The organism is Segatella hominis, from assembly GCF_004535825.1.
Classification (GTDB): Bacteria; Bacteroidota; Bacteroidia; order Bacteroidales; family Bacteroidaceae; genus Prevotella; species Prevotella hominis.
This window is the reverse complement of sequence record NZ_SGVY01000015.1, coordinates 1-22,094: the sequence shown is the minus strand read 5'-3', so window position 1 is coordinate 22,094 and position 22,094 is coordinate 1. Positions and strand designations below refer to the sequence as shown.

At 44.1% G+C, this 22,094-nt stretch carries 17 protein-coding genes and 1 pseudogene; 9 read left to right on the top strand and 9 right to left on the bottom strand.

All coding sequences use genetic code 11. The annotated features are described in order from the left end of the window. Positions 1-12 precede the first annotated feature (12 nt). The 8 genes from porU to EXN75_RS07305 form a co-directional block, all read right to left on the bottom strand. The gene (gene porU / locus EXN75_RS07340) at positions 13-3,591 is read right to left on the bottom strand and encodes a type IX secretion system sortase PorU (RefSeq protein WP_134843300.1); all 3,579 of its coding nucleotides are present in this window, start codon (positions 3,589-3,591) and stop codon (positions 13-15) included. A gap of 25 nt (positions 3,592-3,616) precedes the next feature. Further along, the gene (locus tag EXN75_RS07335) at positions 3,617-4,234 is read right to left on the bottom strand and encodes a fumarylacetoacetate hydrolase family protein (protein WP_118117014.1); all 618 of its coding nucleotides are present in this window, start codon (positions 4,232-4,234) and stop codon (positions 3,617-3,619) included. A 298-nt stretch (positions 4,235-4,532) separates the two neighbouring features. Further along, positions 4,533-5,528: a translation elongation factor Ts gene (gene tsf, locus EXN75_RS07330; protein WP_134843299.1), complete on the bottom strand. Its 996-nt coding sequence runs from the start codon at positions 5,526-5,528 to the stop codon at positions 4,533-4,535. 107 nt (positions 5,529-5,635) lie between these two features. Further along, the gene (gene rpsB, locus EXN75_RS07325) at positions 5,636-6,412 is read right to left on the bottom strand and encodes a 30S ribosomal protein S2 (RefSeq protein ID WP_134843298.1); all 777 of its coding nucleotides are present in this window, start codon (positions 6,410-6,412) and stop codon (positions 5,636-5,638) included. Positions 6,413-6,567: 155 nt separating this feature from the next. Then, complete coding sequence (gene rpsI, locus EXN75_RS07320) at positions 6,568-6,954, bottom strand: 30S ribosomal protein S9 (protein WP_118117011.1); 387 nt, start codon at positions 6,952-6,954, stop codon at positions 6,568-6,570. A gap of 10 nt (positions 6,955-6,964) precedes the next feature. Then, on the bottom strand, positions 6,965-7,426 hold the full coding sequence (gene rplM / locus EXN75_RS07315) for a 50S ribosomal protein L13 (protein ID WP_118117010.1): 462 nt from the start codon (positions 7,424-7,426) through the stop codon (positions 6,965-6,967). A 289-nt stretch (positions 7,427-7,715) separates the two neighbouring features. Then, entirely contained in the window at positions 7,716-9,032 is a 1,317-nt protein-coding gene (locus tag EXN75_RS07310) for an ATP-binding protein (protein ID WP_134843297.1), read from the bottom strand. Positions 9,033-9,293: 261 nt separating this feature from the next. Further along, entirely contained in the window at positions 9,294-11,483 is a 2,190-nt protein-coding gene (locus EXN75_RS07305) for a glutamine synthetase III family protein (protein ID WP_118117006.1), read from the bottom strand. 391 nt (positions 11,484-11,874) lie between these two features. Between EXN75_RS07305 and EXN75_RS07300 the strand changes: the two genes are divergently transcribed. From EXN75_RS07300 to EXN75_RS07265, 7 genes and pseudogenes are all read left to right on the top strand, one after another. After that, the gene (locus tag EXN75_RS07300; RefSeq protein WP_022111103.1) at positions 11,875-12,765 is read left to right on the top strand and encodes a helix-turn-helix domain-containing protein; all 891 of its coding nucleotides are present in this window, start codon (positions 11,875-11,877) and stop codon (positions 12,763-12,765) included. A 171-nt stretch (positions 12,766-12,936) separates the two neighbouring features. Beyond that, the gene (gene nagB, locus EXN75_RS07295) at positions 12,937-13,728 is read left to right on the top strand and encodes a glucosamine-6-phosphate deaminase (protein ID WP_118117004.1); all 792 of its coding nucleotides are present in this window, start codon (positions 12,937-12,939) and stop codon (positions 13,726-13,728) included. An 86-nt stretch (positions 13,729-13,814) separates the two neighbouring features. Further along, positions 13,815-15,806, top strand: coding sequence for a glucosamine-6-phosphate deaminase (locus tag EXN75_RS07290; RefSeq protein ID WP_134843296.1), 1,992 nt, complete (start codon positions 13,815-13,817; stop codon positions 15,804-15,806). 593 nt (positions 15,807-16,399) lie between these two features. After that, positions 16,400-17,821, top strand: a complete 1,422-nt coding sequence (locus EXN75_RS07280) for an ATP-binding protein (protein ID WP_118116994.1) — start codon at positions 16,400-16,402, stop codon at positions 17,819-17,821. Positions 17,822-17,973: 152 nt separating this feature from the next. Beyond that, a pseudogene (locus tag EXN75_RS07275) lies at positions 17,974-18,219 on the top strand (PDDEXK nuclease domain-containing protein); the annotation flags it as partial. A gap of 337 nt (positions 18,220-18,556) precedes the next feature. After that, the gene (locus EXN75_RS07270; RefSeq protein ID WP_134843294.1) at positions 18,557-18,901 is read left to right on the top strand and encodes a type II toxin-antitoxin system RelE/ParE family toxin; all 345 of its coding nucleotides are present in this window, start codon (positions 18,557-18,559) and stop codon (positions 18,899-18,901) included. Between the two features lie 4 nt (positions 18,902-18,905). Further along, a complete protein-coding gene (locus EXN75_RS07265) occupies positions 18,906-19,238 on the top strand; it encodes a helix-turn-helix domain-containing protein (protein WP_106813168.1) in 333 nt (110 codons plus the stop codon). 653 nt (positions 19,239-19,891) lie between these two features. Here EXN75_RS07265 and EXN75_RS07255 read toward each other — a convergent pair. Beyond that, complete coding sequence (locus tag EXN75_RS07255; protein ID WP_134843292.1) at positions 19,892-20,791, bottom strand: Abi family protein; 900 nt, start codon at positions 20,789-20,791, stop codon at positions 19,892-19,894. A 360-nt stretch (positions 20,792-21,151) separates the two neighbouring features. On the opposite strand from EXN75_RS07255, the gene EXN75_RS18735 reads away from it, so the two are divergent. After that, positions 21,152-21,247 carry a hypothetical protein gene (locus tag EXN75_RS18735; protein ID WP_246031323.1) on the top strand — a complete coding sequence of 32 codons (96 nt, stop codon included), beginning with the start codon at positions 21,152-21,154 and terminating at the stop codon, positions 21,245-21,247. Between the two features lie 422 nt (positions 21,248-21,669). Next, entirely contained in the window at positions 21,670-21,846 is a 177-nt protein-coding gene (locus tag EXN75_RS18630; RefSeq protein WP_134843290.1) for a DUF1016 N-terminal domain-containing protein, read from the top strand. Positions 21,847-22,094 lie beyond the last annotated feature (248 nt).

Here is a 22,094-nt window from a genome sequence, read left to right as displayed (position 1 = left end):
TTTCTATTTTGATCAATGGTTGAGTACAATCAGTTTCTTGGTTTTTGACTCATACCCACTGCCATCTGAAGCCACTTTGATGCGATAGAGATAGATGCCCGTACGCAAGGTTCCACTACCTGTGGATAAATCCCACTTCACAGTATAAGAACCCGAATTGGAAACGCCCGTCTCTGTATGCTGCCAGAGTTTTCTTCCGGAAGTATCAAACACTTCGATGACGATGTCCAAGCTGCTCGCTATTCTATCATGAGTGACAATGAATGTGGTAGAATTCCGGGCTGGATTCTCGGTCACACCTGTATCAAACGATGGTTTCAGACTCCTCACCACATTGAAAGTCAACGTAGCGGTAGAACTGTTGTTCAGTATGTCCCAGGCACGGAATTGGAGTTTATGCGGACCGGCTGCCAACTCAGGAATACTGTAATAGGTAGAGCCGCTCGTATAAGTTCCGAAATCGTAGGTGAAATTGTTATTCAGATTATACGTCTTGTTTGCATCACCGTCGATGATGAGCTGCAAATCATGCCCGATACCACTTCCTGCAGCATTGATTCCGTCCTTATCTTTCACCTCAGCCACAAAGAAAGGCGTAGGGTTCACGTTTCCACCATCCACGAAGGAAGGCGAATTGAGATAACAGTAGATAGACGGACCGATGGAGTCATTCTTTGCCAACGCACTTCCACCCACATTGAATGCGTCGCTCGAACCATGAGCACGGATGGTCCTGTCATTGTTGATGGCATAGAGATTGACCAGTCCAGATTCATCCGTATAGTTGATGTCCTTAGGCACGGCAAACTGGAAAGAGAACTTGCCTCCCACCACGCTGTCTGAACCATTATAGAGGGTCTTGGTGCGGTCGTAGAAAGTGAAAGCATCACTTGTGCCATCGTTCTGTCGGCAGGTTATCAGTTCCTTGGAATCTCTTACCGTAGCCGTCACCACACCGTTGAAAGCTTCATTTCCCTCAATATGTCCGTCGATTCTTGCCACCATTCCTGCTTTCAGCATAGCCTTGGCAGAAGCATCCGAAGTAGAAATGCCATTCACAGAATCTACCACTACTTTCAGTGTTGGCACATTCAGCGGCATTGCCGGGTCGCCTAAGAGCGCATACTGCAAGCGGTTAGAAGTCAGGTCGCTCTCCTTGATTGGCTTACCTTCCACATCATAACCGATTACATTTCCCTTAACCAGGTCGTTCTGTGCCTGGCGATGCGCCTCACCGATAGTCAGCGGTTTTCCGTCCTTCGTACTCAGCACGCGGTAGAGAAAGGCACGGTTCATATATTTATTACGATTGGCATAAACCGTTCGGGTTGTTCCATAGAAAGCAACAGCTCCTCCATTCGGATTGAGCACAGCTGCTTCACCGATATTGTCTTCCACTCCATCATAAGGCATGACATCACAGGCAGCAGTCACCCAGAGAGGGAGGTTGGTATTCTTGAAATTGTTGAAATCCATCAGTTTCACCACCTGCTCGTGCGACAACTGACCTGCACTGGCGTGACCGGCATAGTCCATAATCAGGGCACCATTGGCCTGCTGCTCCTTGATGATACGTGTAACTTCAGGATAGGAATTGCCCACAGAAGAAGTGGTGCGCTGGTAAGCATCCCACATCACCTTCTTGATTTGAAAATCAGGATATTTGTCGGCAATGTAGTTGGCCACTTCGTCGGCATCCTTCATGTGGAGGTTGTCATTACCGTCATCTGCCATAAACATCAAAGTGTTCTGCCATGATCCCGCATTGGCATTTTCCATATAGTTGATGGTCTTATCCACCATAATCTTGGCTTCTTCAGGTGTTGATACCGGGAATCTTCCTACCGCTACGTCCTGCTGTTGAGTGGTCGGAGAACCGCCGGCTCCCTCAGAGAGAATTCCCATCCAGCTGTCACTCACATAACAATAAATTTTGTTGAGAGAGTTCTCGCTCTCAAAACAGAGAAGATAATCATCTGGATTCAGTCGCTTGCAGTCGGCAGTCAGCATACGGTTGTCCCATACGCAATCTCCGAAAAGCAGGAGATATTTCGGCATATTTGCCTCATTTCCTTCGGCTCTGTCTTGGAGCATGCGCAGATAACGTCGGTAAGCTCCAGCATCAGGTGTTCCGCTGGAGAATTCATTATACAGTTCGTCTGCAGGCACCAAGTTGACTCTCAAGTCATTATGGGTTTCATGATAAGTCTTGAGCCTCTTTGCCTGCTTGAGCAGTTTCTGGGAAGTAGGGATGATGATCACCATGTCGGCCTGTGCATCGGCATGATGATCCTGATTGGTAATATTATAAACAAACTGCGCTGCTGGAATCTTTCCAGAGAATTCCGGCAATGCCTTCGGTGCATTCCACACCATGGCCACATAGTCGAGGCGCATGGTTCCGCCCGAAACGTTCGTAATCGTAATCGTATCATTGCCGCCGATAGTCAGGTTCTTGAGGGTGAAAATAGTCGAACCTTCCGCTCCAAAATCGTATTCCGAACCGGAAACTTGGGCATAAACCTTGCCTAAGATCCTGCCGTTCAAAGCCACATCAGCCGTAGCAGAAGTACCCGTAGAGATGTTGACGGCCAATTTTCCGCCTGCATTTCCAGTAGTATTGGTAAAGACAATCTGCTCGCTGGCTCCCTGATTGAGCGCTTTGGAATCATAGAGATTTCTTCCACCAGAAAACCAAGCATAGCCATCTACCTCATAGAGAGAATGATAGAAATCGCTGGAAGGATAAAATGAGTTCACAAAGGTGGCGGAATCCACGGTCTGCGGAGCCTCGTCGCTCTGTGTGATAAAATAATATCCGTAGTCGGAATAAGGATTACGTGTACGACGGGTGGCTGCATTGCTGCTCCAGCTCACCGGACCTTTGGCATAGAAGTAATGCTTGCCATCTCTCACATACTGTGGCACTTCCTTCAGATCGTCATTGGCTAAGATTTCTGACGCATAGAGTGCCTCGTTCTGAAGATTACCTCCATAACCATACACTTTCACCTTATTAATATTGGAAAAACCAGCCTGTCGGATAACTTGGTCAGTAAGCTGATAAACACCACTCTCGCCTACTCTGATTTTCGCCCATCTGCCCGTAGCCAAAAGAGAATGAGCCGCATAATCCTTTTCTGTTTCAGAAGCACGGGTCAAAGCTCTTGCCTTCGCCATTGAACGACTGATCGGCTTGGCCTTGATGTCGAGCATGAAACTAACCAATATCTGATATTTGTTGTTGCGGAATACCAACGGACAAAAATTGACGAGGAGCGTTGCCTCGTTGCGACAAAGCGAAACCTGAGTCTCTACAGAAACCTGCGATGGAAGTGCCGCACCCGAGAGACGATTGTAGTTGGCAATATCAGCAACGGTCATATCTACATACTCTGCATATTTGACCGTTGCTGTATAAATAGAATCCTGGTAATGATTGGATAAAGGTTTGGAATACACAAATCTCGGCAACACGGAATCTACCCTGACCTCATCTGCGGTCAGGTTAAAGAACTGCTGCGCCTGCATAGGTAAGACAAGCATCAGCAATAGAGTTGCAATAAAATATCTCCAAACCTTTGTAACCATATTTTTCAAATCACTTCTTACACAATTACTTACACATAAAGTCGAGCACCTTCCTGTCCTCTAAATAACCTTCCAGATGGTCATCTATCTTAACAGGTCCGCAACCCGTAGGGCAACCCGTATAGAGCAAGTCACCCGTCTTCAGCGTGAAATACTGACTGATGTACGAGATAATTTCGTCCACCTTGTAGAGCATATCACTGGAACAACCTTCCTGCACATTTTTTCCGTTCAAGTCGAGATGGAAATGAATAGCCTGTATGTCTCTGAATTTCTGTACATCTACCCATTCACCGATAACGGCAGAACCGTCGAATCCTTTCGCTAACTCCCAAGGCTGTCCTGCCTCTCTCAGTTTCTTCTGCATTTCTCTGGCTGTGAAGTCAATACCCACAGTCACAGCATCATAATAGCGGTGAGCGAAACGCTGCGGAATCGTCTTTCCCAACTTGCAGATGCGCACCACCAATTCGGTTTCATACTCGATGCGTCCCAGATGGTCTGGGATGAAGAAAGGCTTGCCATTATTGAGTAAGGCAGAGTCAGCCTTCGTGAAAATGACAGGACGCTCTGGTTTAGATAACGTACCATGGAGCGATTTATTGTGTTCGGCATAGTTCATGCCTATGGCAAATATCTTCATAATATCAATATTTTAAGAAAGAATAACCCAAAAAGTAAAATTTTGAGGAAATTCCGAGAAATTCCTTGAATGAAATTCTGAGAAAACCTGCTATAAGACTCCGAGAAATTCAGCTATGAGATTCCGAGAAATTCAGCTATGAGATTCCCTCAAAACTTCCGATAAAAAGAAAGGGAGTTAGAAGTAAAGCTGAGCTTTATCTCCATAACTCCCGGATATTCTAATTTAACTATAAGTCAAATTATAGTTGTTGTTGTTGAGTCATCTTGTGATGATCCCATCCAGCTAAAAGCGTGGATTACTCAGCAACGAGTGTGAAACGCTTGTAAGCAGTGATCTTGAGATCCTTGCTCTGAGAAGCGAGGTACTGAGCAACAGTCTGCTTGTCGCCATCACCGAACTGGAACTCCTGGTCAACGAGGCAGTTCTCCTTGAAGAACTTAGCCAAACGACCGTTAGCGATGTTCTGGATCATAGTTGGGTTCAAAGAAGCAGCCTTCTCCTCACCTACAGTCTTCTTGATGTTGCGAGCCTCTTCAGCCTGCTCAGGTGTCAACCAACCCTTCTTAGTGTTGCTCTCGATGTGATCCTCAGAGTCAACGTGAGCTGGGTTGATGCCAGCCTTCTTCAAAGCTGCGTTAACAGCCTTCTCTACGAGCTCTTCCTTAGTCTTAGCTACAGCTACCTCAAGCTCAGTCTTCTTAGTCTCCTCAGAAACAGAAGACTCGTCGAGAGCTACAGGGCGCATAGCAGCTACCTGCATAGCTACCTTGTGACCAGCCTCCTCGTTGTTCTCGTTGAGCTGAACCATAGTACACAAAGTGTGCTTGTTCATGTGGTCGTAAACCTCGATGTTCTCACCCTCGAGTACATTGTAGCCATCGAGCTCCATCTTCTCGCCAGTGATACCAGAGCGCTGAGTAACAGCAGCCTGAACATCAGACTCGCCGAGAGCCAAAGCCTTTACCTCATCGAGAGTCTGGCACTTAGCAGCGATAGCAGCGTCGAGGATATCAGATGTCAACTTGATGAAGTCAGCACCATTAGCAACGAAGTCAGTCTCACACTTGAGAGCGATGATAGCAGCGAAATCGTTAACCTTCTTAACGAGAACACAACCATTAGAAGTCTCACGGTCAGAACGCTTAGCAGCGATAGCGAGACCACGCTCACGGAGCAACTCCTTTGCCTTATCGAAATCACCTTCAGCCTCTGTAAGTGCCTTCTTAACGTCTGCAAGACCAGCACCAGTCATAGCGCGAAGTTTCTTGATATCTTCAATTGAAACAGCCATAATATTTTTTTATATTAAAAAGTTAATAAAAATCTTGCTTTAAAAGCTACTAAAGCCATCGAATCATAAACAGAATCAATGGCTCCAGTATATATTCTTCTACCTAATTACTCAGCAGCAGCCTCTTCCTTGCGTGCAGCCTTCTTCTTAGGCTGATCTTTCTGCTCTGCTGCAGCTTTCTCATCAGCCTTCTCAGCCTTACGCTCCTCAAGACCCTCAGCGATAGCACCGCAAACTGCAGAGAGGATTACCTCTACAGAATCCTTAGCATCGTCGTTAGCTGGGATGATGTAATCGATATTCTTAGGATCAGAGTTTGTATCTACGATACCGAATACTGGAATACCGAGACGGTTAGCCTCTTTCACTGCGATGTGCTCCTTCATTACGTCGATAACGAAGAGTGCGCTTGGAAGGCGAGTCAAGTCAGCGATAGAACCGAGGTTCTTCTCCAACTTAGCACGCTGGCGGCTTACCTGAAGCAACTCACGCTTTGAGAGGTTAGAGAATGTACCATCGTTCATCAACTTGTCGATGTTTGCCATTTTCTTCACAGCCTTACGAATTGTAGGGAAGTTAGTGAGCATACCACCTGGCCAACGCTCAATAACGTAAGGCATGTTAACTGAAGCAGCCTTCTCGGCTACTACATCCTTAGCTTGTTTTTTAGTAGCGACAAACAAAATCTTCTTGCCTGACTTGGCAATAGCCTTGAGAGCCTCTGCAGCATCGTCGATCTTAGCTACAGTCTTGTTGAGGTCGATAATATGAATACCGTTACGCTCCATGAAGATGTAAGGAGCCATTGCTGGATTCCACTTGCGACGGAGGTGTCCGAAGTGGCAACCTGCCTGAAGTAACTGGTCAAAATTTGTTCTTGACATTGTCTTTTCTTGTTTAATTGTTGTTTACTTTCTTTTTGAATTCTAATCTAGAATCAGTCGATGAGTAGTCCCCGATTAATGGAATCTCACCGATTTAGATACTAAACTTAGTTCAGCTATATATAACCAATATATATAATAATGTATAGTATTGATTAACGCTTGCTGAACTGGAAGCGACGACGAGCCTTTGGCTGACCTGGCTTCTTACGCTCTACAGCACGTGAGTCACGTGTCATGAAGCCTGCATCCTTCAAAGCCTTCTTATCCTCTGCGTCGATCTTAACGAGTGCGCGAGCGATAGCGAGGCGGAGTGCCTGGCTCTGACCGGTGAAACCACCACCGTCGAGGTTTGCCTTAATATCATACTTACCCTCAGCCTCGAGCAACTGCAATGGCTGCTTTACTACATAGCGAAGGATTGCTGATGGGAAATATGTCTCAATATCTTTCTTGTTGATTGTGATCTTACCGGTACCCTCTGTGAGGTAAACACGAGCTACAGCGCTCTTGCGGCGACCAATTGCATTAATTACTTCCATTCTACCTTAATTATTTATACTGGTTAATATCAATTGCCTTTGGCTGCTGAGCCTCATGCTTGTGCTCTGTGCCATCGTAAATGAAGAGGTTGTCCATCAAAGAACGGCCGAGAGGACCCTTTGGCAACATACCCTTGATAGCGTGACGAAGGATCTTATCCATACCGTCTGGACGCTTGCGCAACTCAGCTGGAGTGTTGAAGCGCTGACCACCAGGATAACCAGTGTAACGTGTGTAAATCTTATCAGTCTCTTTCTTACCAGAGAATACAGCCTTTGCTGCATTGATAATGATTACGTTGTCACCACAATCTACGTGTGGAGTGAAAGTTGGCTTGTACTTACCGCGGAGCAACTTTGCTACCTTTGAGCAAAGACGACCAACTACCTGGTCTGTTGCGTCGATTACAACCCACTCTTTCTTAGCTGTCTCCTTGTTTACGGAGATAGTCTTGAAACTTAATGTGTCCATTTTAAAATTTAAATTACTACTAAAAAACGTTTTTAATCTTTTTACTCACTATTTCGGACAGGTGATTCTCTAACCGCAAATCCCGGCCACAGGACATTGCTATTAACACACCAGTCCAGGGGACTCTAAGTGTATCCCCGAAATAATCGGACTGCAAAATTACACATTTTTATTTAATTATGTGTAAGTTACGAGTTTTAACCCCAAACTTTTATGAATGTTTAACTTAGTTTACGCTTTTCTGCTCAGGATAAGCAAAAAAAACATCTTTTCACGCCACATAGCAAGGCTACTGCACATATCCTATCAGCTGCTCAGTTCTATCCGCCAGGAAAAGAGGGATATTGACAAAAGTATCATCCTTTTTGAGATTAAGCATAGAATATCTGATGCGCAGACGGGGAGAATACTTCTTGTTATACTCTATCAAACTACGCCCGGTAACACTTGTTCCCGATTTCACCTCCATAGGAATCACATCCAAACCACGCTGAACGATGAATTCTACTTCCGCCGTATTTCCTGATGCCCAATAATGAGAACATTTGATGCCATTAGCCACCAGACTCTGAAGAATATAGTTCTCTGCCAAAGCACCCTTGTATTCCTTAAAGATTGGATTATCACTCAAGTATGTCTCAGGACTCAACTCTGCAAGAACCCGCAACAAGCCCACATCAAGACTGTAAATCTTGAAGATGCTTAAATCTTCATAAGATTTCAATGGTACCTGCGGAGTAGAACACAAACTTACCTTGTATATCAATCCTGCATTCTGAAGCCAGGTAAGAGCATCCTCATATTCACGGGCTCTCGCACCAGGACGGACCAGCTGATAAACAAATTTTCTGTTCTCCTTAGCCAACTGTGACGGTAATGACCGCCAAACATGCGAAATTCTATTGGCAAGCAAAGGCGTGGCATGCTTCACAAAGTCCAAGGAGTAATCCTGCAGTATATTACGAAGCGTAGTTTCCACACCTTCCAAATCTTTCTCTATCATCTTCATAGCCACTGCCGGCATTCCACCAGAAATGCGATAGGCGGTAAAAGCTTGCGAGAGACGGTCGAAAAACACATCAGGAAGCGGTTCCAGACTATCTATCGACATATAATATTGATAGAGTCCGGCATCACGCTGTTCCAAAAATTCAGAAAAAGTAACGGGATACATGTTCATGTGATCCACCTTTCCCACTGGAAACGAAAATCCCTGATGCCCAAAAGCCAACCCCAGGAGCGAACCGGCACAAGCCACAGCATACTCGGGGGTCTTTTCGCAGAAATATTTCATGGCACTTATGGCTTCCGGACAATCCTGTATCTCATCAAGGACAAGCAAAGTCTTATGAGGTAAGATTGGCTCGGATGTAAGATACGACAGCTGCTCGATGATTTGCTGCGGGTTCTTGGTCTTGCGAAAGATGTCACAAACACCCTCTTCTTCATCAAGACTGAAATAAGCACAATGTTCAAAGCTGTCTTCTCCAAATTTCTTCAGCACCGATGTCTTGCCTACTTGGCGAGCTCCCAGCATCATCAATGGCTTGCGGTCTCTGCGCTCTTTCCATTGCTCCAATTCGTGAATAATCGTTCTGTTAAACATATCCCCTTATTTTTATTGAAGTGGGGAAAATGTGGAATTTTACACATTTTTGATACCTTTTTTGTGTAATTCTCCACATTTTCCACACTTGAATCCATAATTATGGGGCAAAAGTACTAAAAAACAAGTAACGAAACAAACTTCCTCACGTTCTTTATATTACTTTTAACCTACTTTACCATATTCACGGAACAAAAAAAAGTGCACTGTAACAAACAATGCACTCTTTTTTTATTATCTTTATTCCTTATTCAGGAAATATTATCTGATGAACAGCAGCTCACGATACTTTGGCAAAGTCCAAAGTTCATCGGCAACGAGGAGTTCAAGCTTGTCTATCTGATAACGGATTTCCTCCATCTTTGGAGCTACCGTGTCGTGATATGCTACTGCCTTCTCGCGCTCGCTCTCTATCTTGTTAGCTACCTTGCGGGCATCCACCAATGCCTCCACACCACGCTCTATTGCCTCGGTGCGCTCAGCAATCTCACGGATAATCTTCACGTTGCGGGCTGTCAGTTTCTTACCTTCCTCGCCACCGAAGATGTGAATCATGCCCTCTACATTCTTTGCCAGACGGCTCTGATAGTGGGTAGCCACAGGGATGATGTGGTTCATGCTCAGGTCGCCCATCACACGAGCCTCAATCTGAATTTTCTTGGTATAAGTCTCCCACTTCACCTCGTTGCGCGCCTTCAACTCGCTCTCGCTCATCACGTTGGTCTTGGCGAACATCTCGATGCTTTCCTTATCCAGATAGCGGTCGAAGACTACCGGACAGGAAGCCTCGCAGTCGAGTCCACGCTTCTGGGCCTCTTCCTTCCACTCATCAGAATAGCCGTTGCCATCAAAGCGGATAGGCTTGCAAGTCTTGATATCCTCGCGTACAATATCTATAATAGCAGAAGTCTGATCCTCACCCTTGGCAATAAGTGCATCCACACGGGTCTTGAATTCTTCGAGAGCCTCAGCCACAGCTGCATTCAGCACGATAAGAGATGATGCACAGTTGGCCTCACTACCCACAGCACGGAACTCAAAGCGATTGCCGGTAAAAGCAAAAGGTGAAGTACGGTTGCGGTCGGTATTATCAATCATCAGCTCTGGAATCTCAGGAATATCCAGTTCCATTCCCTTCTTGCCTGCCAATGCAAAGAGTTCCTCCTTATCTGCCTTTTCTATATGGTCTAAGAGATCAGTGAGCTGCTTGCCCAAGAAAGAGGAGATGATGGCAGGTGGAGCTTCGTTGGCACCCAGTCGATGGGCATTGGTTGCGCTCATGATAGAAGCCTTCAGCAGACCGTTGTGCTTATACACACCCATCAGGGTTTCCACGATGAACACTACAAATCGGAGGTTATCCTCAGGAGTTTTGCCTGCCGCATGAAGCAGAACACCAGTATCAGTGCAGAGGCTCCAGTTGTTGTGCTTACCCGAACCGTTGACGCCTGCGAATGGCTTCTCGTGAAGGAGCACGCGGAAACTGTGCTTATGGGCCACACGCTTCATCAAACTCATCAGGAGCATGTTATGGTCAACGGCAAGATTGCACTCCTCGAAGATAGGCGCCAACTCAAACTGGTTAGGAGCCACCTCATTATGGCGGGTCTTACAAGGAATACCGAGTTCGAGAGCCTGTATTTCCAAATCTTTCATGAATGCCTGCACGCGCTCAGGAATAGTTCCGAAATAGTGGTCGTCCATCTGCTGGTTCTTCGCAGAGTCGTGTCCCATCAGCGTACGTCCGGTAAGCATCAGGTCAGGGCGGGCAGAATAGAGACTTTCATCCACGAGGAAATATTCCTGTTCCCATCCCAAGTTGGTCTGCACCTTCTTCACCTGAGGATAGAAGTAATGACACACTTCGGTAGCTGCCTCACTCAGTGTATGGAGCGAGCGGAGCAGTGGAGCCTTATAATCGAGGGCCTCACCTGTATAAGAAATAAAAATGGTAGGGATACAGAGCGTATCATCGATGATAAAGACTGGCGAAGTTGGGTCCCAGGCAGAATAACCTCTGGCCTCGAAAGTGTTGCGGATTCCGCCATTAGGGAACGAACTGGCATCAGGCTCCTGCTGAACAAGCAACTTGCCTGAAAATTCCTCTATCATACCACCCTTGCCGTCGTGCTCCACAAAAGCATCATGCTTCTCTGCAGTACCCTCGGTAAGAGGCTGAAACCAGTGCGTATAATGAGTTACCCCGTTTTCTTCTGCCCAAAGCTTCATGCCCGCAGCCACAGCATCAGCGATGGAACGATCCAGACGATTACCATTATCAATCACATCAATGAGTTTCTCGTAAACATCAGATGGGAGATACTTGTACATCTTCTGGCGGTTGAATACATACTTGGCGAAGTATTCCGAAGGGCGAACCTTGGGAGCTTCCACCTCTACAGGTCTTTTCTTAAAGGCCTCGGCTACAACCTCAAATCTCAAATTAGCCATTCTTTTATCGTATTTATAAGTTTGCGGGTGCAAAGTTAGTAATTTTTTGGCAAAACACTAACATTTTGCTCACATTTTATGCAAATTTCAAACTTATATCAAATAAAATCACATCTTTATATATATTAGACAACCTTATCTGAATAAAATGAGACGATGAAACTATATATAATAAGGTAATGATACACTATATATTATAAGGTGACAAATTTGAATAGGAAAATAAGCATTTTAGAGTTACATATTTTTCCCCATTTTCTTCTTTTTTTCTCCTAAAAAAGAATTAAAAAACGCCTTTTTACTCAATATTGCGGTATAAGGTAGAATAATGGGGAAAAATATGTAATGGAATTCCCTCTTTTTTTATTAACTTTGCACCGACAATAAAAGAATGATGAACAACAGACTAACAAGTTATCAGCTGCAAGACTTTGCAGAAGAAGACGGCAATTCGGTTTTTTCCGACCCGGATTATGTAGTAGCATCTCCCCTGCTGCTATTTCCCGACGAAGAAGAAAGCATCAAGGTCAATTTCCTGATGATGCTCTTCTGTCTGGACGGCAATCTGTGCCTGAATTTCGACGACCGCAAGATAGAACTCTTTGCCGGCGACCTGCTGCTTGTTCCTCCCAACGTCATCGTTCATAGCATCCGCAAGAGCGAGAGGTGCCTCATCACAATGGTAGGCTATTCCCTCTCGGCAGTACGCCGTCTGCTGACGAGCAACCGAGATGCATGGATTATGTTCAATGCTCTCAACCAGAAACCGTTGATATCTTACAACCAGAAGATCATCCACAATTTCATCAGTACGTTCGTCAACATTCTGCGTTTCCGCAGCAATCGGCACGACCACTACTGCAACGAGCTAAAGGAAAGTCTGATGGCGAGTATCTTCTTCTATGTAATCAACGACATTCATGTGCCTGCCTACGACAACGTGATTACCACGCAGCACAGGCACAGTGCCGACAGGATTTTTCTGGAGTTCTCCAATGCCCTGGCAGTTGACAACGGTTGCCATCGCACCGTGGCCTATTATGCTGATAAGCAATGCGTGAGTCCGAAATATCTCTCGAAGATTGTCAAGCAGTACACAGGAAAGCCTGCCATCGGCATCATCCTGGAACATGCAGTAGATAAGATCAGGGCTGAGTTGAAATACACCGATATTCCCATCAAGGAAGTAGCCGAAAGGTTCGGGTTCGACGACTATGCCTCGTTCTGCAAATTCGTGAAGACCCACATCGGATGCAGTCCGCAGAACTGCCGGAACAGTTGACAGAGTCTTACAGGAAAACTGAAAGGGAACTATCAGAAAGGCTGAAAAGGTCTGACAGAAAGACTATCGGTTTCATTGCTGCGACAAAATTAGAATTGATTCAACAAAAATAAATCAGTTAAATAAATACATTATTTATAGTTAAGAAACAAATCATTAATACTAACGACTATGCGCGTAATTATTGAAAAAAATTATGATGAGCTGTCACGTTGGGCAGCCAATCACGTAGTAGAGACAATCAACAAGTTCGCTCCAACAGCAGAGCGTCCATTCGTACTTGGTTTGCCAACTGGTTCATCCCCAATGGGTATGTATGCAGCGCTCGTAGAGGCTGTCAAGGAAGGCAAGGTATCATTCAAGCACGTCATTACTTTCAACATGGATGAATACGTAGGTTTACCAGAGTCTCATCCAGAGAGCTACCACTCATTCATGGCAAAGAATCTGTTCGATCACATTGATTGCCCTAAGGAGAACATCAACATTCTCAATGGTAATGCAGAAGACCTCGAAGCTGAGTGCGAGCGCTACGAGCAGAAGATCAAGGCTGCAGGCGGTATCGACCTCTTCATTGGCGGCATTGGTCCTGACGGTCACATCGCCTTCAATGAGCCTTACTCTGCCCTCACCTCACGCACCCGTGTGAAGACTCTCACCACCGACACCCGCATCGCCAACTCACGCTTCTTCGGCAACGATCCTGAGGCTGTTCCTGCTTTGGCTCTTACCGTAGGTGTAGGCACCGTGATGGACGCAAGAGAGGTGATGATTCTCTGCAATGGGCACAACAAGGCACAGGCTCTCCACGCTGCCATCGAAGGTCCTGTTACACAGGCTTGGACCATCAGCGCACTCCAGCTCCACAAGCACGGCATCATCATCTGTGATGAAATGGCTACAGACGAGTTGAAAGTGGGAACCTACCGCTACTTCAAGGATATCGAGAAGAACAATATCTAAAAGACCCCTCGACCGAGAAAATTCCAACAGACCGAGAGAAAATTCCAACATTATCAATATATTACATTACATAAATATATTACGTTATGAGATTAAATCTTAGTTCACAAATCGTACTCAACAAGGTACCTGTGGAATTCTACAAGCCTAAGACGACCGTGGAATACTCCGAAATATCCCGCATGGAGAAAATTCATACCGATATCTTCGCATCTGTAAGCGAAGGCTGTAGTCATATTGCCGACTGCATTGAGAAGGGCATTAAGGCTGCCCAGCACGAAGGCAAGTATTATGTGATGGCATTGGGCACAGGCCTCTCTGTCAATCCTGTATATGATGAATTGGTAAGCCGCTACGAGAAGAAGAAACTGAGTTTCCGCAATGTAGTAGTATTCAATGCCTATGAGTATTACCCACTCCGCAAGGACAGTTCTATCCGCAGCATCAACCAGCTCAAGGAGCATTTCCTTGACCGCGTGGATATTGCAGAACAGAATATCTTCACCCTCGATGGCAGCATCGCACAGGAGGCTGTACAAGACACCTGCCGCCTCTATGAGCAGCGCATCAAGACCTTCGGCGGTCTCGACGTTACTATCCTCGGCATCGGCCGCATGGGTAATATCGCAGCCAACGAACCGGGTTCAAGCATCCAGTCGCTCACCCGTATCATCCTCATCGGCAACATGTCACGCGAGGAGATGGAAAACAGCTTCAAGACCAAGGAGCAGGTTCCTCCATGTTCACTCACTATGGGTGTTGGCACTCTCCTGACAGCCAAGACTGTATTCCTGACAGCATGGGGCGACGAAAAGTCTGAGATTATGCAGAAGGTGATAGAGGGCAACATCACAGATACCCTGCCTGCTACTTTCCTGCAGACTCACCCAAACGCACAGGTGGTATTGGATTTGAGTGCAGCTGCCCATCTTACCCGCATTGAGCACCCTTGGTTGGTTTCATCATGCGAATGGACAGACAAGTTGGTACGTTCTGCACTGGTTTGGCTCTGCCAGAAGATTAACAAGCCAATCCTGAAGTTGACCAACAAGGACTACAATGAGAATGGTCTGAGCGAACTGTTGGCTCTCTATGGTTCTGCATACAATGCTAATATCAAGATTTTCAACGACTTGCAGCATACCATCACCGGTTGGCCTGGTGGTAAACCTGACGCAGACGATACCTATCGTCCAGAGCGTGCCAAACCATATCCAAAGCGTGTCGTAGTGTTCTCTCCACACCCAGACGATGACGTTATCTCTATGGGCGGAACCATCCGCCGTCTGGTTCAGCAGCACCACGACGTGCATCTGGCTTACGAGACATCCGGCAACATCGCAGTAGGTGATGAGGAAGTAACACGCTTCATGCACTTCATCAATGGTTTCAACCAGCTCTTTGCAGAATCCAAGGACAGCATCATCGCCAACAAGTACAAGGAGATCAAGAAATTCTTTGCCAACAAGAAGGAGGGCGACTTCGATACAAGAGACATTCTTACTATCAAGGGTCTTATCCGTCGTGGCGAGGCACGTATTGCTTGTACCTATAATGAGATCCCGCTGGATCATGTCCACTTCCTCGACCTTCCATTCTATGAAAGCGGTAAGATAGAAAAACTCCCTATGACCGAGAAGGACGTAGCAGTAGTAAGACAGTTGCTGCAGGAGGTGAAGCCTCATCAGATCTATGTAGCCGGCGACTTGGCAGACCCTCACGGCACACACCGCAAGTGTACTGACGCCGTATTGGCAGCCATCGACCTTGAGAAGGAGGCAGGCGCAGAGTGGCTGAAGGATTGCCGCATCTGGATGTATCGTGGAGCATGGGCAGAATGGGAGATTGAGAACATCGAGATGTGTGTTCCATTGAGTCCAGAGGAATTGCGCGCTAAGCGTAATTCTATCCTGAAGCACCAGTCTCAGATGGAAAGTGCTCCTTTCCTCGGCAATGACGACCGTCTCTTCTGGCAGCGTGCGGAAGACAGAAACCGCGCTACAGCCCAGTTGTATGATAACTTGGGTCTTGCTTGCTATGAGGCGATGGAGGCATTCGTAGAATATAAACCTTTATAATCTGATTCAGATTCCATAACTGAATATATCTTAAGAGCCCTCAGCTGAATTTCAGCTGGGGGCTCTATTTTTAGGCACTGATTACGCGGTTCTTTTGGGATTATCTCCTCGTCGATCCTGGTTGTCACGAGGCTATAAAACTGGTTATGCCATGCGTTGGGGTCAGAATACTTCTTGGAAGCATGACTTCCTAACTGCATTGAGGGAGCCGTGAATATATCTAACTGAGGATTCGGATCTGTCTTTTTAAACATAATATTTCTGATTTATTGATGTAAAGATACGAAAAACACTCCAGATAACGGCATAAATCAGAGATTATTTTCGTGAAATATAAACATTTTAAACAGCCTTACTTTTTAAAATGGGCTCAGTTTATTATCAGTTCTAAGGGATAGTTGAAAGGATGAAATAGAAAGGTAACTACAAGGCGTTCTATAGCCAAATCGAAGGAAAATTGCTCGATTTGGCTAAAGAATAATCTATTCTATAGCCAAATCGAGTTAAAATTCATCGATTTGGCTATAGAATTCTTGTTTTCCTCGGATAATTATCTTATATTTGCACCATCATTAAAGTTAGATTAAAAAGGTATGGAGCAAATTATCGGACGAAAGAAAGAAATCGAGCTGTTGACAGAATATTATCATTCTGGCAAAGCTGAGTTTGTGGCTGTATATGGCAGGCGTCGTATCGGCAAGACTTATCTTGTGAGAAATCTCTTCCGTGATAAGTTTGCCTTTGATATGTCTGGGTCTATAGAGGCACCAGCTGAGGCGCAACTCTCTAATTTCGGGTTTGCGCTGAGGGAATATGGAGATTCCAAACAGCCTATTCCTACGAATTGGACAGAGGCTTTTGAGGCATTAAAACAGTTGTTAAAGGCAAAAATGAAAGGAGAACGACTCGTTGTTTTTATCGATGAACTACCATGCTTGGATACGCCGAAATCTGGTTTCCAACAGGCTTTTGAGCACTTTTGGAACGGATGGGCAGCTTACCAAAGTGAAATCATGCTTATCGTTTGTGGCAGTGCCACGTCGTGGATGATAGCTAATCTGATAGATAGTCATGGTGGGCTTCATAATAGGATAACGCACGAGATGTATCTTGCTCCTTTTACTCTTCGTGAGACGGAACTGCTGCTGCAAGCTTATGGATTCTCATGGACTCGCATTTCTATCCTTCAGATATATAGCATCCTTGGTGGGGTGCCTTATTATCTCAGTTTGTTGGATAAAAAGCAAGGTGTGGAAGGGAATGTCGACAGATTGTTTTTCTCATCCCACGCTGAACTGAAGCGAGAATATGGAAGACTATATTCGTCCTTGTTTAGAAATTCTGAGGCCTACATGCGTGTCATAGAGGTACTTGCCTCATGCCGACAAGGTATGACCCGAAAGGAAATCATGGAGAAATTGAAGCTGAAATCGGGTGGAACTTTGACAAAGGTTCTTAGTGAATTGATAAATTGCGATTTCGTAAGAGGGTATAATACCAGGGATAAGAAGATAAAGCAGAAAGATCAAATCTTTCAGCTCACCGACCTCTATACATTATTTTATATGACGTTTTGCCATCCTGGTACGACGGACACGGGATATTGGACTCACTTGATGGGAAAACCTCGTCAAAATACTTGGTATGGCTTGGCTTTTGAGCGAGTTTGTATGTTGCATATTCCTCAAATCAAGCATTTCTTGGGGATAGACCAAATCCATACCGAGTATTATTCTTGGCGAAGTAAGGTTTCAAAGCCAGCTGCGCAAATCGACTTACTGATAGAACGTGCCGATAATCTCGTGAATCTATGCGAAATCAAGTATTCGCAGATGCCTTACACGATCACTAAGGAGGAGGATATGCGCATTCGTAATCGTATGGCTGACTTCGTGGCAGAAACAGGGATAAAAAGTGGTATTATCACAACGATGATTACTACTTTTGGCGTGCGCCTTACACAGTATGCAGCCTTGGCTCAAGTACAAATTACAATGGACGACCTGTTCGGATAAAGTCGTATAAACAAATGAGGGTGCGTCACAGACTTATGACACACCCTCTTTCAAATTGCTTTTTCTTATTCCTTGGGACCACCATCGTCGTATCATAGATAAGTGCAAGGGCAATATGGATAAGGCTTTGTTCTTTGTAAGAATATGACGAGCATGACATTGAGGAAGAATTGGTGAACAATGTAACACGTTTTCTTTTGGAACTAGGAAAGGGATTCTCCTATATGGGCAGACAGTTTCGTTTGAAGGTAGGTCAGCAGGAGTTCTTCCCAGACTTGCTGTTTTACAATGCCCACCTCCATGCCTATGTGGTCATTGAGCTAAAAGCCCAGTCGTTCCATCCATCATTCTTGGGCTATGCCGACTATCGAGGAATTGGAAAAGGGGTTGAAAGATAACCAAAAGTAGCGGAACTGTTTTTGCATGAACAAAGAAGAAATAAAACAAGAACCTAATGATGGACTGATAGCTCGCATATTAGGATGCTTCAACTGCTTGGATTGCCATAGACTAAAATATCGCCTTTTGGATGGAAACTTTTTATAGTATAAGTCATTTTCCTCTTCCCTATTTTTGAATCTTCAAATTTAGGGAAATAAAAGAGTGAGCAAGTTACATATCTGATACTAACAAGTAGTGAGAGTGTTAAAAGTGGGGCTGATAGAGATGAAAAACCGAATTTTGTATCGTTGTTTGGAAACAAATCATTATCTTTGTACCATAATTCAAAACAAAATGGGCATCAACAAGCTAAAAGTGGTGTTGACAGAAGAAGCACAAGCCTTTTTGGATGCGCAGCCATTCAAAGCTCAGCAGAAGATATACTACAACATCTTCAAGGTTGAGGAAGGAGTGATGAAAGTTGACATCTTCAAGAAACTGGAGAATACCGAGATATGGGAATTTCGAACTCTCTACAATGGTATATGCTATAGGCTTTTCTCCTTTTGGGATACTGAGGAAGAGACTTTGGTTATTGCCACACATGGCATAGTCAAGAAAACTCAAAAAACACCTTTAAAGGAGATTGCCAAAGCAGAAGAGATAAGAAAAGAGTATTTTAACAATAAAAAGAAATAGCATTATGGCACAGATGAAATTGATACCAGCAGACAATATGAAAGATAAACTTTGGGGTAAAAGAGGTACACCAGAGCGCGAAGCCATGGAAGCCAAGCTCAAAGAAGATGTGAACGCCTATATTGTAGGCGAAGCCATACGCAAGGCTCGATTGGCACAAAACCTCACACAAGAACAGCTTGGTGAGCGTATCGGGGTGCAGCGTGCTCAGATTTCAAAGTTGGAGAAAGGTACAAGTGTTATCACATTACCAACCATGAGCCGTGTGTTTCAAGCATTGGGTATTGCAACAGCAACTCTTGATTTGGGTATTGCAGGCAAGATTGCGTTGTGGTAAGATGACGGTTAGATTGTGTAATCTTGGTAGGATTATATAAGAGTGATACTATTGCGTTGATACCCAACAACGGAACTTTTTGCTGACTTTGCAAGGCAATGGTGAAAGTTCGGAAACGAATAGCAACAGTTCGAAACATATTCCTTGCACAACAGAAATGTTGCAGACATAAAATCCCCTTACCCCACAAAGCGACTTGAGGTAATACGCCGGTTTAACCAGAAAAGCATTTTTTTAACCAAAGTCAGTCTGGAACAGGTTGGCATAAGCATAGTTATCTGAGTAAATGTTCAATACGTGCCTACGTGACGTCTTAATCCATTTTGGAAGTTTCGTTCATGTCATCGTAGATGCGTTCCTTGCCACTACAAAGATATACGCACATCAGAGAGCGTAGGATTTTACTATATTGATAACCAAACATTGTGCATCTCAATCCCAAGGTGGCATCTATGGTTTGAACTAAAAGAGCATCAAATGTTCCGCAAGTTGCGGAACAATCTAAAAATCGTCCGCAGTTTGCGGACGGTTTCAAATTGCTTTTTCTTATTCCTTGGACCCATCATCGCCGTATCATTGACAAATGTAAGGATGATATGGACAAAGCCCTGTTCTTTGCAAGAAAGACATGGGAAAATAACTCTTTTTATCGTTCAAGATTTCCACAAAGGTTGTTCTTTCCAATTCTCAGGAAATCCCATAGCAACAATATCAATATTTGGATATTCTTCCAACAGAACATTTATCTTATTGCGGAAAGTATTCGATGGATTGATAATGTTCAAGAGATACTGAATCATACAAAGAACAAAATATACGTGCTGAGTTCCTTTAGTTGGCAATGTAACAAAAGGAAAAGTCGTCCTCCTTGGCATCATTGGGGTTATACCAAACGTCTTGTTCCATAATCGGCTATGATGAGCACAGATATTCCGCACATACGTGATAGTATGCAACCATGACACCATAATCGTATCTGCTACCCCAAAATATTTGGCTATCTGTCTTCTGCATCTTCCGCCTTTTAGATTGGAATACAATATAGACATTGTCCCCAAAGATGTAATTTCTAAAGTTATCCAACTTGGAGGAAAACGATTGCAATATTTAGCCTTAAAAGAGACTATAAAATCTTCATCGCTTCTATTATACTCATCTTCAACTTTAGCCAAAGTCTTCGCATGTTTTGCTGGAGTTGAGAACAAAGAAGAATCAGTAAACCACCATCCATCATATTCTTGTGACATGATATAAGAAAATTGTGTTCTTACAGCAATCTCAATTTTCTCTATTTCAGAAAGAACCAACTTACGCAATGCCGAATCAAACTTATATATGGAATAAGCATTATCAAAAGAAGCCCCATCCTTGAATATGTGCCTTTGCTTATCTTTCAGTAAAGGATACCAATAGCCACTCAACCTATAATAACTGACATTTTGCAAAATGCAGTTAGCCCGTACTTCATCCTCGAAATACATACCTCTTTGTTTCAACAGAGCAATTTGCTCATCAAAACTTTTTTGCTCCTTTGGATATGCAATCTTATTCATAAGCATACAAAAAAAAAGACTCACCCTGAGCGCGCTGTTCTAAAGGGAAGCGGGGTGAGTATGTTGCTGCAAAGGTATAAATTTTATTCGAAACAACAAAACTTTTTCGCAAAAAGTTTCTCAAAAGTTATGTAAAGGGGCACAATTAGAAGGAAGAAGTTTATGTTTGCAGCCATGATTATGGCTTCAGAAAGCAACTAGCATGTAAAGCCACTACTCTTTATGAAATTTTGAATTTAAACGGCTATGATTATAAAAAGAGATTATTATTTACAGCAACTCATATCGAGTAAGTCTAACAATCTCATAAAGATTGTAACCGGAATTAGAAGAAGCGGCAAATCGTTTCTTCTCTTCAACTTGTTTCACAATCATTTGATAGAAACAGGAATAAGGGAAGACCACATAATAGAAATTGCATTAGATAATCGCCTCAACAAGAATGCGCTTCATTAAAAAGAATCGACGATTCCTTTAAGAAGATAATCATAATGCGCAATGACATAAAACCATATCATGACAACAATGGATTTTATATTGTCGGGTTAATGGATTTCTTGCTAAGTCGGATTTGATGGAACCATTATAGAAATCGGAGATCAAAGATTTCGATGACGCAGTATCGAACGCATATTGCAGACGGGATTCTGCGCTTTTTGAAACAAAAACAAATCTATATAACAGAAGTGTTCTATATGCATATTCTCCGCGTTCTACTGCAAAAACAGTCGCAATTGCGACAAAAGTTGCAGTAAGATTTGGGAATTTTAATATAAACCTCAAATCCGCAACCAATAGGGTTTAGTGGAAGTTTCGTTCATGTCATCGTAGATGCGTTCCTTGCCACCAATGGCTACTTGTTGGACTTCTATTAGAAGTTGGGACGAGACATTGAAGCTAAGCAATATACTAATACTTATGGCTCTGGATTTTACAAAAATCTCAGTCAGGATTTGAAGAACAAAATGCCAGGGGTGAAGGGATTCTCACCAACTAACTTGAAGTACATAAGCTACTTTTATAAGCTCTATGCACCATTGCGGACAATTTTATAGAGGACTTGTATATTGCAGATATTCAACGAGTTGTAGCACAATCGGGTAGGAGGTAAATGCTAATCATAAAAGGCATTTGCCTCCTATTTTCACATTTACCGACCTCCCACACCACCGTACGTGCGGTTCCGCATACGGCGGTTTCGTGCTTTCTCATCTTGCGATGTGTGGCAAGTTGATTTCAGTTATCCCTATGAGTAGCGTCACTTCTATCCTATTGTCGGATTCCGTCCTATCGTCTTGGATAG

Coding starts and splice junctions, on each gene's coding strand:
- porU (WP_134843300.1), bottom strand. CDS start 3,591: ATGGTTACAAAGGTTTGGAGATATTTTATTGCAACTCTATTGCTGATG.
- EXN75_RS07335 (WP_118117014.1), bottom strand. CDS start 4,234: ATGAAGATATTTGCCATAGGCATGAACTATGCCGAACACAATAAATCG.
- tsf (WP_134843299.1), bottom strand. CDS start 5,528: ATGGCTGTTTCAATTGAAGATATCAAGAAACTTCGCGCTATGACTGGT.
- rpsB (WP_134843298.1), bottom strand. CDS start 6,412: ATGTCAAGAACAAATTTTGACCAGTTACTTCAGGCAGGTTGCCACTTC.
- rpsI (WP_118117011.1), bottom strand. CDS start 6,954: ATGGAAGTAATTAATGCAATTGGTCGCCGCAAGAGCGCTGTAGCTCGT.
- rplM (WP_118117010.1), bottom strand. CDS start 7,426: ATGGACACATTAAGTTTCAAGACTATCTCCGTAAACAAGGAGACAGCT.
- EXN75_RS07310 (WP_134843297.1), bottom strand. CDS start 9,032: ATGTTTAACAGAACGATTATTCACGAATTGGAGCAATGGAAAGAGCGC.
- EXN75_RS07305 (WP_118117006.1), bottom strand. CDS start 11,483: ATGGCTAATTTGAGATTTGAGGTTGTAGCCGAGGCCTTTAAGAAAAGA.
- EXN75_RS07300 (WP_022111103.1), top strand. CDS start 11,875: ATGATGAACAACAGACTAACAAGTTATCAGCTGCAAGACTTTGCAGAA.
- nagB (WP_118117004.1), top strand. CDS start 12,937: ATGCGCGTAATTATTGAAAAAAATTATGATGAGCTGTCACGTTGGGCA.
- EXN75_RS07290 (WP_134843296.1), top strand. CDS start 13,815: ATGAGATTAAATCTTAGTTCACAAATCGTACTCAACAAGGTACCTGTG.
- EXN75_RS07280 (WP_118116994.1), top strand. CDS start 16,400: ATGGAGCAAATTATCGGACGAAAGAAAGAAATCGAGCTGTTGACAGAA.
- EXN75_RS07270 (WP_134843294.1), top strand. CDS start 18,557: ATGGGCATCAACAAGCTAAAAGTGGTGTTGACAGAAGAAGCACAAGCC.
- EXN75_RS07265 (WP_106813168.1), top strand. CDS start 18,906: ATGGCACAGATGAAATTGATACCAGCAGACAATATGAAAGATAAACTT.
- EXN75_RS07255 (WP_134843292.1), bottom strand. CDS start 20,791: ATGAATAAGATTGCATATCCAAAGGAGCAAAAAAGTTTTGATGAGCAA.